The organism is Streptomyces sp. TLI_146 (assembly GCF_002846415.1).
GTDB lineage: Bacteria > Actinomycetota > Actinomycetes > Streptomycetales > Streptomycetaceae > Streptomyces.
Genome location: NZ_PJMX01000001.1, coordinates 4,554,090 through 4,568,499, shown reverse-complemented (window position 1 = coordinate 4,568,499; position 14,410 = coordinate 4,554,090). Strand labels below are relative to the sequence as shown.

Genomic DNA, 14,410 nt, shown 5'->3' with positions numbered 1-14,410 from the left:
GACCACTTTCCGTGCCCTGACGAGGGTGGGCGGGGCGTGCTTATGATGCGGGTGGGGACCGGGGCTCCGATGCCGATGAAGGAAGGGGCGGACCGCTACCCGGACACATCAGGGAGACAGCGATGTCATCAAAGATGTCCGAACCGGTGGAAACCGCCGGAGCCGCCGCAGCCGCCGAGGCCGCCCCCCATCTGGACTTCGCGGGCACCACGCCGTACGAGGACTACGTCCAGGCGGACGTCCTCACCCACCTCCAGCACCTGCGCTCGGACGACCCCGGCGAGATGGTCTTCCTGGTCACCACCCAGGTCATGGAGCTGTGGTTCACCGTGATCGTCCACGAGTGGGAGACCGCCACGCGCGCGTTGCGCGAGGACCGGGTGCAGGTGGCCGTGGACGCGCTCAAGCGGTCCGTACGCGAGCTGGAGGCGCTCAACGCGTCCTGGACGCCGCTCGCCCAGCTCACCCCGGCGCAGTTCAACTCCTACCGCGCGGCCCTCGGCGAGGGCTCCGGCTTCCAGTCGGCGATGTACCGCCGGATGGAGTTCCTGCTCGGCGAGAAGTCGGCGTCCATGCTGGTGCCGCACCGGGGCGCGCCGCGCGCGCACGCCGAGCTGGAGAAGGCGCTCCAGGAGCCGAGCCTGTACGACGAGGTGCTGGCGCTGCTGGCGCGCCGCGGGTACGCCGTCCCGGCCGCCGTCCTCGACCGCGACCTCTCCCAGCGGTACGAGCCGTCGCCGCAGGTCGAGGCGGTCTGGGCGGAACTTTACGCCGGGGACCAGAACGGGGAACTCGTGCGCCTGGGCGAGGCGTTGACCGATGTGGGCGAGCTGGTGTGGCGCTGGCGCAACGACCATCTGGTGGCGACGAGGAGAGCGATGGGCGCGAAGACCGGCACGGGCGGTTCGGCGGGCGTGGCCTGGCTGGAGAAGCGCGCGGCGAAGAACGTGTTCCCCGAGCTGTGGACGGCGCGCAGCCATGTCTGAGTCCCTGGCCGGCAAGGCCGCGGCGCTGGACGCCGCAGACGAACTCGCCAAGCACCGCGACCTGTTCGCCCTCGACGACGCCACCGTCTACCTCGACGGCAACTCGCTGGGCGCGCTGCCGCGCCACGTTCCGGCGCGGATGCAGGAGGTCATCGCCCACGAGTGGGGCGAGCTGCGCATCCGCTCCTGGGACGAGAGCGGCTGGTGGACGGCGCCGGAGCGGATCGGCGACCGTATAGCGCCGCTGGTCGGCGCCGCGCCGGGCCGGATCGTGGTGGGCGACTCCACGAGTGTGAACGTCTTCAAGGCCCTGGTGGCGGCGGTGCGCCTGGCGCCCTCCGACCGCGACGAGATCCTGGTCGACGAGTCCACGTTCCCGACGGACGGGTACGTGGCGGGGTCCGCGGCGCGGATGACGGGCCGGGTGGTGCGTCCGGTCGCGCCCGGCGAGATGGCGGCGGCCGTCGGTCCGCGTACGGCGGCGATCCTGGTCAACCACGTCGACTACCGCACGGGCCGGCTGCACGACCTGCCCGGCATCACCGCGGCCGCGCACGCGGCGGGGGCTCTGGCGGTCTGGGACCTGTGCCACAGCGCGGGCGCGCTGCCGGTGGGCCTGGAGGCGCACGGGGTGGACTTCGCGGTGGGCTGCACCTACAAGTACCTGAACGGCGGGCCGGGTTCGCCCGCGTACCTGTACGTACGGGGCGACCACCAGGCGTCCTTCGACTCGCCCCTTCCCGGCTGGAACTCGCACGAGGATCCCTTCGGGATGCGGGGGGAGTACGTGCCGGGTTCCGGGGCGGTGCGGGGCCGGGTGGGCACGCCGGACATCCTGTCCATGCTGGCGCTGGAGTCGGCCCTCGACGTCTGGACGGGCGTCTCGATCGACTCCGTCCGGGCGAAGTCGCTGGCGCTGACGGACTTCTTCCTGGAGTGCGTGGCGGCGTATGTGCCGGAGGGGCGGGTGGCTTCTGTGACCCCGGTCGCGCATGGGGAGCGGGGGAGTCAGGTGGCGCTCCGCTGCGAGGACGCGGGGGCGGTGATGGCGGGGCTCATCGCGGCGGGGGTCGTCGGTGACTTCCGGCGCCCCGATGTCCTGCGCTTCGGCTTCACGCCGCTGTATGTGGGGTTCGGGGATGCGGAGAGGGCGGCGCGCGCGCTGTCGACAACGCTGGGTTAGCCCCCCACCCCGCCCCTTCCCTAAACCCTCCGGGGGTGGGAGGGGGCGAAGGTGGCTCTCCCGGGGGCTTCGCCCCCGGACCCCTTGGGCGGGGCCTGCGGCCCCTGCACCCCGGATGCCGTTTGTCTGCGGGTTGTCTGTGGCTGGTCGCGCAGTTCCCCGCGCCCCTAAAGTGCTCGGCTTCGCCCTCGCACTCGCAATCGCCCGCCACCCGTACCCCCTAGGGGCGCGGGGAACTGCGCGAGCAACCGGCCACGGCCCGCAGACGAAGGTGGGTTTAGGGGCGCGGGGAACTGCGCGAGCAACCCGCCACCGGCCCGCAGTCAAACCACAGCCCCGGGGCGCAGCCCCGTAACGGGGTCTGGGGGCGCAGCCCCCAGCAGCCACCCCCGGCCCACCCCCCCCGGCCGCCCGCCAGAGGGCTTTCGGGGGAGGGGTGGGGTGGGGGAATCCCGCCCGGGGCGCGAACCCCCTGCTACCGTCCGCGTCCGCCCCGTAAAAGAGACAGGTGACCCATGCCCGACCCCGCCGCCGCCAGGGACGCCGCCGAAGCCGCCGCGGCCTTCTCGCACCCCACCGTCCCCGCGGACACCACCGCCCCGTACGGCCCCCACCCCGACCAGCGCGTCGACTTCTACGCACCCAGAGGGGACACCGACGGCGCCCCCCTCGTCGTCGCCCTCCACGGCGGCGCCTGGCGCGAGCGGTACGACCGGGCGCATCTCACCCCGTTCGTGGACTTCCTCGCCCGCCGGGGATTCGCCGTGGCCAACGTCGAGTACCGGCGCGGCGGCCTGCTGCCGAGGCAGGGCGGCGGCGGACCCGTCGCCGGACGGTGGCCGGACACGTTCGACGACGTGGCCGCCGCCCTCGACGCCCTCCCCGAACTCGCCCGCACCCACCTCCCCACCGCCGACCTGCGCCGTACCGTGCTCACCGGTCACTCCGCCGGCGGCCACCTCGCCCTGTGGGCCGCGTCCCGCCACGTACTGCCCTCGGACTCCCCGTGGCACACCCCCGCCGCCGCCTTCCTGCGCGGCGTCGTCGCCCTCGCCCCCATCGCCGACTTCACCACGGCGGTGGCGTTGGACGTCTGCGACGGGGCTGTCGCGCAACTGCTGGGTGGAGAAGGGCAGTTGAGCGTACGGGCACCCCTCGCCGACCCCGCCGCCCTCCTTCCCACCGGTGTCGCCACCACCCTCGTCCAGGGCCGGGACGACATCGTCGTGCCGCAGGCCGTGGCCGAGGCGTACGTCGACGCCGCCGCCAGGGCGGGGGAGACCGTCGGGCTCACGCTGCTCGAAGGCGTCGGCCACTTCCCGCTCATCGACCCCGCCGCCGACGCCTGCGCGGTCGTCGCGGAGGAGATCGCCCAGCTGGCGTACTGAGCGGCTGAGCGGCCGGACGGCTGAACGGTTGAACGGCCGGACTGCCGGACTGCCGGACTGCCGGACTGCCGGACGGAGGAGCCGTAGTCCCTGAGACGGACCCCGGCGGATCCGTATCGCAGGGGACGCCCCGCCCGCCCGCCCCCGCCTACCGTGGGCACGTGACCGAGACCCTAAGCCCCCAGCCGCCCGGCAGCGACGGGCGCAGCCCCGAGTTCCTGCTCGCCATGGACGCGTTCGGCGGGCTCCGCCGGGACCTGTTCCGGGACGCCTTCGCCTACCGGCCGCTCCCGCCGATGCGTACGGACGGCCCGCTCACCCGCCATCTGTCCGACCGGCTGCGCCGGTACGCCGCCTGGACCCCGCACGCGGCCGTGCTCTTCGTCGCGTTCTGCGCCGCGCTGATCATGTACGCCCAGAGGGGCGGGCCGGGCAGCGGACCGTACGCGCTCGTCTGGGTGGCCATGGGACTGATGGTCGGAGCGCCCGTCGCCATGACCCTGATACGGCCGGTCGGCGCCTGGTGGGCGATGTGCGCGAGCACGGTGGTCCTCGGCGTGATCATGCCGGGCGGGAGCGGCTTCTCCAACTGGCCGTGGCCGGCGGGCGCGTTCCTCGCGCAGCTCGCCGTGATGGTGGTGGTGGCGCTGCGCACCCGGCCCCGGACCGCCGTGTGGATGTGGGTCCTCACGCTGGCGCTCGGTTCGGTGATGGGGATCCCCGGTCACGGCGGCGTCGGCACGGACGCGGGGCCGATGGCCGTCACGTCCGCGATACTGCTCCTGATCGCCGTCGTCGTGAGCATCCGCCGGGAGGCGGAGCAGAAGATCACCGTCCAGCAGTCGGTCACCGCCGTCGAACGCGGCAGACGGACCGTGCTCGAAGAGCGCACCACCATCGCGCGCGAGCTGCACGACGTGGTCGCGCACCACATGTCGGTGGTCGCCATCCAGGCCGAGGCGGCCCCGTACCGAGTGGAGGACCCGCCGCCGGAGCTGACGCAGGCGTTCGCGACGATCCGCGAGAACGCGGTGGCGGCGCTGACGGAGCTGCGCCGCGTGCTCGGTGTCGTACGCGCGGAGGACTACGAGGCGCCGGACGCGCCCCAGCCCACCCTCGCCGACCTCGACCGGCTCCTCGCGAACGTACGTGACGCCGGACTCGATGTGACCAAGGCGGTCACGGGCGCGGTGCGCGAACTCCCGCAGGGCGTCGAGCTGTCGGCGTACCGCATCATCCAGGAGGCCCTCAGCAACACCCTGCGGCACGCGCCGGGCGCGGCTGCGCGGGTGGAGGTCGGCTATGTGCTGGGCGGGGTGGGCCTGCGCGTCGTCAACGGCCCGCCGACGGGCCCGGCGGCGGCGTCGCCGGGCAGCGGCCACGGGATCACGGGGATGCGGGAGCGGGTGGCGATGCTCGGGGGCGAGATGACGGCCGGCGAGGTGGGGGAGGGCGGCGGTTACGAGGTGACCGTGTTCATCCCGGTGGCGGCGGAGGGACCGGCGGCATGAGTGCGAGTACGCGCGTACTGATCGTCGACGACCAGATGATGGTCCGCGAGGGCTTCTCGGTCCTGCTCAACGCCCAGCGGGACATCGAGGTGATCGGCGAGGCGGTCGACGGCCGGGATGCGGTGGCCAAGGTCCGCGAACTCCGGCCGGACGTCGTCCTGATGGACATCCGGATGCCCGAGATGAACGGGATCGAGGCGACGCGGGAGATCGTGGCGGCGGACACGTCGGCGAGGGTGCTGGTGCTGACGACGTTCGACCTCGACGAGTACGTGTACGAGGCGCTGCGGGCGGGGGCGTCGGGGTTCCTGCTGAAGGACGCGTCCGCGCGGCAGCTCGCCGAGGGGGTACGGGTGGTGGCGTCCGGCGACGCGCTGCTCGCGCCGTCGGTGACGCGGCGTCTGATCACGGAGTTCGCGCGGTCGGCGCCGGTGCGGCGGGGCTCCGTGGGGGTGGGTTCGGGTTCGGGCTCGGTCCAGGTCGAGGAGCTGACCGACCGCGAGACGGAGGTCCTGATCCTGATCGCCCAGGGCCTCTCCAACGCGGAGATCGCGGATCGGTTGGTGGTGGCGGAGTCGACGATCAAGACGCATGTGAGTCGGGTGCTGGTGAAGTTGGGTCTGCGGGATCGGACGCAGGCGGCGGTGTACGCGTACGAGTCCCGCCTGATCACCCCGTCATAGCCCCCACCCCGCCCCTTCCCTAAACCCTCCGGGGGTGGGTGGGGGTGGAGGTGGCGCTCCCGGGGCTACGCCCCGGACCCCGTTGAGGGGCCTGCGGCCCCTGCACCCCACTGTTTTCGTCTGCGGGTCGTGGCGGGCTGGTCGCGCAGTTCCCCGCGCCCCTGAAGTGCTCGGCTTCGCCCTCGCACTCGCCATCGCCCGCACCCCCTAGGGGCGCGGGGAACTGCGCGAGCAACCCACCACTACCCGCAGACGAACTCCGGGCTGAAAAGGGGCGCGGGGAACTGCGCGACCAGCCACAGACGGCCCGCAGACGAACACCCGGCCGTCCGCCAGAGGGCTTTCGGGAAGGGGCGGGGTGGGGAAGGAAACCCCATGGACACCACCCGCCCCTTCCAGCCCGGCTCCGCCGGCTTCGTCGCCGACCCCTACCCCGCATACGCCCAGCTCCGCGCAGCGGGCCGCGCCCACCACCACCCCCCGACCGACCAGTGGCTCATCCCCCACCACGCAGACGTCAGCGCCCTCCTCCGGGACCGCCGCCTCGGCCGCACCTACCTCCACCGGTTCACCCACGAGGAGTTCGGACGTACGCCCCCACCCCCCGCCCACGAGCCCTTCCACACCCTCAACGACCAGGGGATCCTCGATCTGGAGGCCCCCGACCACACCCGGATCCGGCGGCTCGTGGCGAAGGCGTTCACCCCCCGCCGCGTCGAGGAACTCGGGCCCGTCGTCGAGCGGATCGCCACCCGCCTCGTGGGCGACTTCGTCGCGGCGGGCGGCGGGGACCTCCTCGCCGATGTCGCCGAGCCCCTCCCCGTCACCGTCATCGCGGAGATGCTCGGCATCCCCGAAGCGGACCGGCACCTCCTGCGGCCCTGGTCGGCCGACATCTGCGGGATGTACGAGCTCACCCCGGACGAGGACACCGCCGCCCGCGCGGTCACGGCGGCGGTCGAATTCTCGGCCTATCTGAGGGAGTTGATCCGGCAGCGGCGCCACGCACCCGCCCCCGACCTCGTCTCCGCCCTCATCGCCGTCCACGACACGGACGGCACCCGCCTCACCGAGCAGGAGATGATCTCCACCTGCGTCCTGCTCCTCAACGCGGGCCACGAGGCCACCGTCAACACCACGGCCAACGGGTGGTGGACGCTCTTCCGCCACCCCGAGCAGCTGGCCCTGCTGCGCGCCGAACCCGACAAGCTCCTCCCCGGCGCCGTCGAGGAACTGCTGCGCTACGACACGCCGTTGCAGCTCTTCGAGCGGTGGGTGCTCGACGACATCGAGGTCGGTGGGACGAGGATTCCGCGCGGATCCGAGGTCGCGCTGCTCTTCGGCTCCGCCAACCGTGACCCGGCCGCGTTCGCCGACCCGGACACCTTCGACGTACGCCGTCCCGCCGCCGACAACCGTCACGTCAGCTTCGGCGCGGGCATCCACTACTGCCTCGGCGCCCCCCTCGCCCGCCTCGAACTGGCCGTGTCCTTCGGCCTGTTGCTGCGCGAGGCCCCGCGCATGCGCCTGCTCACCGAGCCGCGCTGGAAGCCGGGTTATGTGATCCGGGGCCTCACCGCCCTCGAAGTGGAGGTCTAGGGCCTGTCGGACGCCTCCGGGCGCCTCAGCGCCAAGCCGTCCAGGACCACTTCCAGCCCGTACGCGAACTTGCCGTCGCGCAGCGCGGCCGGGTCCACGACCTCCGCCGCGTACGCCTCGGCCAGGTGCTCGTGGTCCGCCGCCGCCTGCTGCGCGGCGGGCATGAGGCGGGCGATGAAGTCCTCCTCGGACTCGCCGGAGCGGGCGACCGTGGTGAGCCACGCCGCCTCGGTGGTGCTCATCCCGATCACATACGACAGGACCGTCTCGATCGCGCGCTCCGGCTCGGGGAACCCGGCGTCCGCGAAGAGCGCGGCGAGCCGCTCGGAGAACGACATCAGGTTGGGGCCCAGATAGGCCAGGCCCGCCTGGCCGAGGACCGAGGCCAGCCAGCGGTGGCGCAGGGCCGTCGCGCGGAAGGACCGGGCGGCCCCGGTGGCGGCGGCCCGCCAGTCGGCGCCGTCGGCGGGGGGTACGGCGATCTCCCCGAACACCTCGTCCACCGCGAGCTCCATCAGCTCGTCCTTGGTGGCGACGTGCCGGTAGAGGGAGGTGGCGCCCGCGTTCAGCCGGGCGCCGAGCTTGCGCATGCTGAGCGCCTCGATGCCGTCGGCGTCCAGCATCACGACCGCCTCGCGGACGATCGCGGCCCGGCTGAGCGCGGGCTGATCGGCTTCGCGCGTCCGGCGGGCCCAGACGGACGGGATGGGGTTCGCCTTGGTGGTCCTGGCGGCCATGGCACTCCTTCGCGGCGGCACGTGCGTACGACGTTCGCATCCAGCGTACAGGGAGAGGTGATTGCGTACGGCGTCTGCATCTGCGTACAGTGTGCGCATCGACGGAACGATGTGCGCAGCCGAGAGGAAGAACCCATGGAGACCCGCAGGGAGACCCGCGATCCACGCCGCTGGTGGATCCTGATCGTGCTGTGCCTCAGCTCGCTGGTGCTGGTGATCGACAGCATGGCGCTGACGGTGGCGGTGCCGTCGATGACGGCGGACCTCGGCGCGAGCGCCCAGGACACGCAGTGGATCCTCGACTCCTACATCCTGGTGTTCGCGGGCCTGCTGCTCACCTCCGGCAGCCTCGGTGACCGCTTCGGCCGCCGCAAGGTGATGATCATCGGCCTGCTGCTCTTCGGGGCGGCGTCGCTGGCGGCGGTGTTCTGCACGAACCCCGGCGAGGTCATAGCCGTACGGGTCGCGATGGGCGTGGGCGGTGCGCTGATCATGCCCTCGACCCTCTCCATCCTCATCACCGTCTTCGACGAGGAGGAGCGCGGCAAGGCGATGGCGGCGTGGGGTTCGGTGTCGATGCTCGGTCTGGTCGGCAGCCCGGTGCTGGGCGGCGTACTGATCGACCACTTCTCCTGGCACTCGATCTTCTTCATCAACATCCCGGTCGTGGCGCTGGCGATCCTCGCGGGTCTGCTGCTCATGCCGGAGTCGAAGGCGCCGTGGCAGAAGCCGGACCCGCTGGGCGCGGTGCTGTCGGCGGCGGGGATGACCGCGCTGATCTGGTGGATCATCGAGATCCCGCAGCACGGCGCGTTCGGGGCCCGCTCGCTGGTCACGCTCGCGGTCGCGGTCGTCGCCCTCGCCGGTTTCGTGGTCTGGGAGAACGTCACCTCCGCGCCGATGGTGCCGCTGGTCCTGTTCAAGCACCGCAACTTCAGCGGCGGTTCGGTGTCGCTGGCGCTCGTCCAGATCGGTACGGGCGGGCTGCTGCTCGTCCTCACCCAGTACCTCCAGTTCGTCCTGGGCTACTCGCCGGTCAAGGCGGGTCTGGCGTTCGTGCCGCTGGCGGTGACGGCGCTGGTCGGCAACACGGCGGGGGCGCAGCTCGCCGCCCGGTTCGGCAACCGGTGGCTGATCGTGGCCGGGATGCTGACGATGTCCTCGTCCTTCGCCCTGCTGACCACGGTCACGGCGTCCTCGGGCTTCACCGTCCCGGCGATCGCCCTCGGCCTGCTCGGCCTCGGTGCGGGCCTGGCGATGCCGGCGGCGGTCGGGGCGCTGATGGGCACGATTCCGGCGGACAAGGCGGGGGTGGGGTCGGCGCTCAACGACACGATCCAGCAGGCGGGTACGGCGCTGGGGATCGCGATCCTGGGGTCGATGCTGTCGAGCGGGTTCGCTGCGCGGATGCCGTCGGGTGCGCCGGAGGGGGCTCGGCACTCGATCGCCGGCGCGCTGGCCGTGGCCGGCGGGGACCCGGTCCTGGTGCGGACGGCCCATGAGGCCTTCACCTCGTCGATGTCCATGACGTTTGCGGTGAGTGGGGTGGGGGTGTTGGTGGCGGCGGTTTTGGCGGGGGTGCTGATGCGGGAGCGGGTGGGGGAGGCGGAGCGGGAGCTCGTGGCCTGACCTTTTGATCCCCCACCCCGCCCCTTCCCGAAAGCCCTCTGGCGGGCGGCCGGGTGGGGGCTGCGCCCCGGGCCCCGTGTTCGTCTGCGGGCCGGTGGCGGGCTGGTCGCGCAGTTCCCCGCGCCCCTGGAAGCGCCCCTCCGGGGCGCCCAGGGGATTGCCGCGCAGCGGCATTCAAGGGGCGCGGGGAACTGCGCGATCAGCCGTCCACGGTTCGCAGACGAACGGGGGTTTTCAGGGGCGCGGGGAACTGCGCGATCAGCCGTCCACGGTTCGCAGACGAACGGGGGTTTTCAGGGGCGCGGGGAACTGCGCGATCAGCCGTCCACGGTTCGCAGACGAACGGGGGTTTTCAGGGGCGCGGGGAACTGCGCGACCAGCCATCTACGGTCCGCAGACGAACGGGGTCCGGGGCGTAGCCCCAGCCGGGGTCAGGGAACCGGCGGCGTGGGGGGCGGCGGCAGTGTCAGGGTCCACGTTCCCGCCGTCCATGTTCGTGTGCGGACCGGCCCCCCGACCACCTCCCCCGCCCGGTACCGGAACCCGTCCCCCGACACCGTCACCGTCCGGGCCCGCGCCCGAACCCCCGGCACCCCGAGCCCCGGGGACACCACCACATGCGCCACCCCGTCCCCCGACCCGACCGACACCCCCGCGACCGGACGGTCGAGGTCGGACAGGAGCACCCCGTCCGCCTCGACCCGCACCCGCAACCGGTGGGCGACAGCCAGCGGCACGGGTGCCCGCACCAGCGTGCGTACGAGGGAACGGCACGTACCCCAGACCGTGGGCACGGCGGTCCGCGCCACCGGCGGCGCGGCCGGGATGCACAGATCGCCCAGGACCACGCCCCCGCTGTCGTCCACCAGCAGGTCGAGCCGGCGCGGCGCCCCGTCCAGGACCGCCCGCGCCGCCGCCACCGCCCCCGTCGGCACCCCCAGTGACCTGGCGAGTTCCAGCAGAGGGGCGGTGCCCACGGGCACCATCGCCACGGCGGGAGGGCAGACATCACGTTCCCGCAGCAGCAATGTCACAGTACGTAGCAGCGCCCGGTCGTCGCCGACCACCACAGGCCGCCGGGAACCCCTTCGGGCGAGGGCGCGGGAGAACTCCTCCACCCCCTCCGGCCAGCATATTTTCGCCTGTGCACCGGCACACAGCACATCTTTCGCGATCCGTACGGACTCGCCGTCGATACGGCGGGCGACCGGGTCGATGACCACCAGTAGCTGGTCGGCAGCCGACACTTCGGTCCTTCCTCGGGTAGCATCTTTGTGCAAGAGCCCCTTGCGCTATTGCGCCAGGGGCTTCGTCTATTCCGGGGCACATTGGTGAGGCGGCGACAAGCCCCTGACCTTGGACATGCCCCGCCCGGAAGGGGTGTACGCCTGTGCCCGCACTTGTGCTGCTCGGTGCTCAGTGGGGTGACGAAGGCAAGGGAAAGGCCACCGACCTGCTCGGTGGATCCGTTGACTATGTAGTGCGCTACCAGGGCGGCAACAACGCCGGCCACACGGTCGTCGTCGGCGACCAGAAGTACGCGCTGCATCTTCTCCCTTCCGGGATCCTCTCGCCGGGGTGTACCCCGGTCATCGGCAACGGAGTCGTCGTCGACCCGGCGGTCCTGCTCTCCGAGCTGAGCGGGCTGAACGAGCGCGGCGTCGACACGTCCAAGCTGCTCATCAGCGGTAACGCTCACCTGATCACGCCGTACAACGTCACCCTCGACAAGGTGACGGAACGGTTCCTCGGCTCCCGCAAGATCGGCACCACCGGTCGCGGCATCGGACCGACCTACGCGGACAAGATCAACCGCGTGGGCATCCGCGTCCAGGACCTGTACGACGAGTCGATCCTGATGCAGAAGGTCGAGGCGGCGCTCGAGTCCAAGAACCAGCTCCTGGCCAAGGTCTTCAACCGGCGCGCGATCGAGTCCGAGAAGATCGTCGAGGAGATGCTCCAGTACGCGGAGCAGATCAAGCCGTTCGTGGCCGACACGACGCTGATCCTCAACGACGCGATCGACGACGGCAAGGTCGTCCTCTTCGAGGGCGGTCAGGGCACGCTCCTGGACGTCGACCACGGCACGTACCCCTTCGTGACCTCGTCGAACCCGACCGCGGGCGGCGCCTGCACGGGTGCGGGCGTGGGCCCCACGAAGATCAGCCGCGTGATCGGCATCCTCAAGGCCTACACGACGCGCGTCGGCGCGGGCCCGTTCCCGACCGAGCTGTTCGACCAGGACGGCGAGGACCTGCGCCGCATCGGCGGCGAGCGCGGTGTGACCACCGGCCGTGACCGCCGCTGCGGCTGGTTCGACGCGGTGATCGCCCGTTACGCGACCCGGGTCAACGGTCTGACGGACTTCTTCCTCACCAAGCTGGACGTCCTGACCGGCTGGGAGCAGATCCCCGTCTGCGTGGCGTACGAGATCGACGGCAAGCGCGTCGAGGAGCTCCCGTACTCCCAGACCGACTTCCACCACGCGAAGCCGATCTACGAGATGCTGCCGGGCTGGTCCGAGGACATCACCAAGGCCCAGACCTTCTCCGACCTGCCGAAGAACGCGCAGGCGTACGTGAAGGCGCTGGAGGAGATGTCGGGCGCGCCGATCTCCGCGATCGGCGTCGGCCCCGGCCGGACCGAGACGATCGAGATCAACTCGTTCCTGTAGGGATCCGGCTCCCGGTCGGGGGGCTGAGGGCGCGGTTCCCCGCGCCCTTGGAACCCCCCCGGCCGGCTGCGGACCGTGCTGGGTTGCTCGCGCAGTTCCCCGCGCCCCTAGAAGGGCCCTTCGGGCCCAGGCGGATCACCGGGTGAACGTCACGTCGATCCCCTCGCCGTCGGGGTAGTGCAGCTTCAGGGTGCCGTCGCCCACGAAGACGTACTCGTGCACGAACCCGTTCGAGCAGCCCGCCCCCGTGCCGGTGCTGATCGGCTCGTAGGGGGCGAGGGTGAGCCGATAGCTGTTCGCCTTGACCAGCAGCGCCGTCCAGACGCAGGTCCTGCCGCTCGTGACGCGTTCGAGCCGGGCCAGCCGCCCCCCGATCCTCCCCTGGGCGATGGTGGCGGTGTACGTGCTGGCCGCCGTCGGCACCTTCGCCTTCCAGGTTCCGAGGTACTGGGCGGGGACGGCGGAGGGGCCGTCGGCGGCGCGGGTGAGGGCCGCGATGTAGTCCGACCCGGCGGACCAGGCGAGATATCCGTCCATGCCGGGTTGCAGGGTCTGGGGCGGCAGCACCGGGCAGGCCTTGGCCTCCTCCCCGTACGCGTCGATCTCCTTCTCCCGGGTGTCCGCGGAGGTCAGTTCGACCTTGCCGGGTGTCCGACTGGCGACCGTCATCAGCCCGCCGCACATCCGGTGGTCGTCGAGCAGAGTGATCCGGGACTTGTCGCCGCTCCCCTCCTCCGCGACGACGAGTCGGATGCGGTAGCTCTTCATGCTGCCCTCCCAGGCGCCGTCGAACGAGAAGGGCGTGGAAGCGGAAGAGTTGGGCGAGTTCGACCCCCCGGGGGAGTCGCCGGAGCCGTCGTCGAGGGCGAGCTTCACGGACCAGCCGAGGGCGGCGAGCAGGACGGCGCCGAGCGCGCCGAGCGCCGCGAGGGTGGCGCGGCGGCGCCGTCGGCGGAGCGCCGGGCCGTAGGGCGCGGCGGACTCGGCGGTCCCCGGGCGCGGCGGCGCATCGTTGCGGAGGTTGACGTGCTCCGGGACCGGCGGCCGGTAGGCCGGGGCCCGCACGGTCGTACGCGGGATGTCGGCGTCCAGCAACTGGGCGCTGTGCCGGGCCAGTTGGGCGAGCAGGCCGGCGGGCAGCCACCCGTGGGCGGGCAGGTCGCCCGCCGTTCGCACGGCGATCAGCCGGGGTGCGGGCCGCCGGTCGGGATCCTTGTGCAGACAGTCCCGTACGAGCGGGAGCAGCGCGGCGGGCACGCCCGTCAGGTCCGGCTCCTCGTACGCGATGCGGAACATCAGCCCCGCGAGGCCGCCGTCGGGCATCTCGAACGGGGGCCGCCCGGTCGCCGCGTACGCCAGCACCGCCCCCAGGCAGAACACGTCGCTCGCCTCGGTGACCCGCTCACCGCGCAGCTGCTCCGGCGACATGAACCCCGGCGACCCGAGCACGACGCCCGTGTCCGTCAGCGCGGTCTCCTCCATCGCGTCCAGCGCGCGTGTGATCCCGAAGTCGATGAGGCGCGGCCCGTCGACGGCCAGCAGGACGTTGGACGGCTTCAGGTCGCGGTGGACGAGCCCCGCGCCGTGCACGGCCTCCAGCGCGAGCGCGAGCCGGTTGGCGAGCACCAGCAGCGACGGCTCGGGCAGCGGCCCGAAGTCCCGCCCCACGACGTCCTGGAGGCTGGGCCCGGCCACGTACGCGGTCGCGACCCACGGGATCTCGGCGTCCACGTCCGCGTCGAGGACGTGCGCGGTCCACTCGCCGCCCACGCGCCGCGCGGCCGCCACCTCACGGGCGAACCGGGCGCGGAACTCGCTCCGGTGCGCGTAGGGCTCCCGCACGAGCTTGACCGCGACCGTGCGCCCGCCCGCCGACCGGGCCAGGTACACCCGCCCCATCCCCCCGGCGCCGAGCCTTCCGAGCAGCCGGAACGGACCGATATGGGACGGGTCCCCCGCCGCCAGATCCTCCATGACGGGATCGTGGCACAGCGGGGGTGGGCGCGGCAGGTGAATCGGG

Annotated in this window: 11 protein-coding genes; 8 read left to right on the top strand and 3 right to left on the bottom strand. The window is 72.4% G+C overall.

All coding sequences use genetic code 11. The annotated features are described in order from the left end of the window. The first annotated feature begins 134 nt into the window (after window positions 1-134). The 6 genes from BX283_RS20495 to BX283_RS20470 all read left to right on the top strand — a co-directional run bounded on the left by BX283_RS20495 (window position 135) and on the right by BX283_RS20470 (window position 7,350). The gene (locus BX283_RS20495; RefSeq protein ID WP_101389017.1) at window positions 135-986 is read left to right on the top strand and encodes a tryptophan 2,3-dioxygenase family protein; all 852 of its coding nucleotides are present in this window, start codon (window positions 135-137) and stop codon (window positions 984-986) included. Further along, window positions 979-2,169, top strand: a complete 1,191-nt coding sequence (gene kynU, locus BX283_RS20490) for a kynureninase (protein WP_101389016.1) — start codon at window positions 979-981, stop codon at window positions 2,167-2,169. Before BX283_RS20495 ends, kynU begins: the two co-directional genes overlap by 8 nt. A gap of 515 nt (window positions 2,170-2,684) precedes the next feature. Beyond that, the gene (locus tag BX283_RS20485; RefSeq protein ID WP_101389015.1) at window positions 2,685-3,557 is read left to right on the top strand and encodes an alpha/beta hydrolase; all 873 of its coding nucleotides are present in this window, start codon (window positions 2,685-2,687) and stop codon (window positions 3,555-3,557) included. 161 nt (window positions 3,558-3,718) lie between these two features. Then, window positions 3,719-5,068: a histidine kinase gene (locus tag BX283_RS20480; RefSeq protein WP_257583295.1), complete on the top strand. Its 1,350-nt coding sequence runs from the start codon at window positions 3,719-3,721 to the stop codon at window positions 5,066-5,068. Beyond that, window positions 5,065-5,751 (top strand): response regulator transcription factor, encoded by a 687-nt coding sequence (locus BX283_RS20475; protein ID WP_101389014.1) that lies wholly within the window; start codon window positions 5,065-5,067, stop codon window positions 5,749-5,751. Before BX283_RS20480 ends, BX283_RS20475 begins: the two co-directional genes overlap by 4 nt. 375 nt (window positions 5,752-6,126) lie before the next feature. Further along, on the top strand, window positions 6,127-7,350 hold the full coding sequence (locus tag BX283_RS20470; protein ID WP_101389013.1) for a cytochrome P450: 1,224 nt from the start codon (window positions 6,127-6,129) through the stop codon (window positions 7,348-7,350). On the opposite strand, the gene BX283_RS20465 is transcribed toward BX283_RS20470, so the two are convergent. Continuing rightward, window positions 7,347-8,087 (bottom strand): TetR/AcrR family transcriptional regulator C-terminal domain-containing protein, encoded by a 741-nt coding sequence (locus BX283_RS20465; protein ID WP_101389012.1) that lies wholly within the window; start codon window positions 8,085-8,087, stop codon window positions 7,347-7,349. The genes BX283_RS20470 and BX283_RS20465 overlap by 4 nt on opposite strands. Before the next feature lie 135 nt (window positions 8,088-8,222). On the opposite strand from BX283_RS20465, the gene BX283_RS20460 reads away from it, so the two are divergent. Then, window positions 8,223-9,716, top strand: a complete 1,494-nt coding sequence (locus BX283_RS20460) for an MFS transporter (protein WP_101389011.1) — start codon at window positions 8,223-8,225, stop codon at window positions 9,714-9,716. A 431-nt stretch (window positions 9,717-10,147) separates the two neighbouring features. On the opposite strand, the gene BX283_RS20455 is transcribed toward BX283_RS20460, so the two are convergent. After that, window positions 10,148-10,963: a diacylglycerol kinase gene (locus tag BX283_RS20455; RefSeq protein WP_101389010.1), complete on the bottom strand. Its 816-nt coding sequence runs from the start codon at window positions 10,961-10,963 to the stop codon at window positions 10,148-10,150. A 143-nt stretch (window positions 10,964-11,106) separates the two neighbouring features. On the opposite strand from BX283_RS20455, the gene BX283_RS20450 reads away from it, so the two are divergent. Next, window positions 11,107-12,390 (top strand): adenylosuccinate synthase, encoded by a 1,284-nt coding sequence (locus BX283_RS20450; protein WP_101389009.1) that lies wholly within the window; start codon window positions 11,107-11,109, stop codon window positions 12,388-12,390. A gap of 135 nt (window positions 12,391-12,525) precedes the next feature. On the opposite strand, the gene BX283_RS41640 is transcribed toward BX283_RS20450, so the two are convergent. Next, complete coding sequence (locus BX283_RS41640) at window positions 12,526-14,364, bottom strand: serine/threonine-protein kinase (protein ID WP_257583289.1); 1,839 nt, start codon at window positions 14,362-14,364, stop codon at window positions 12,526-12,528. Between the last annotated feature and the right edge of the window lie 46 nt (window positions 14,365-14,410).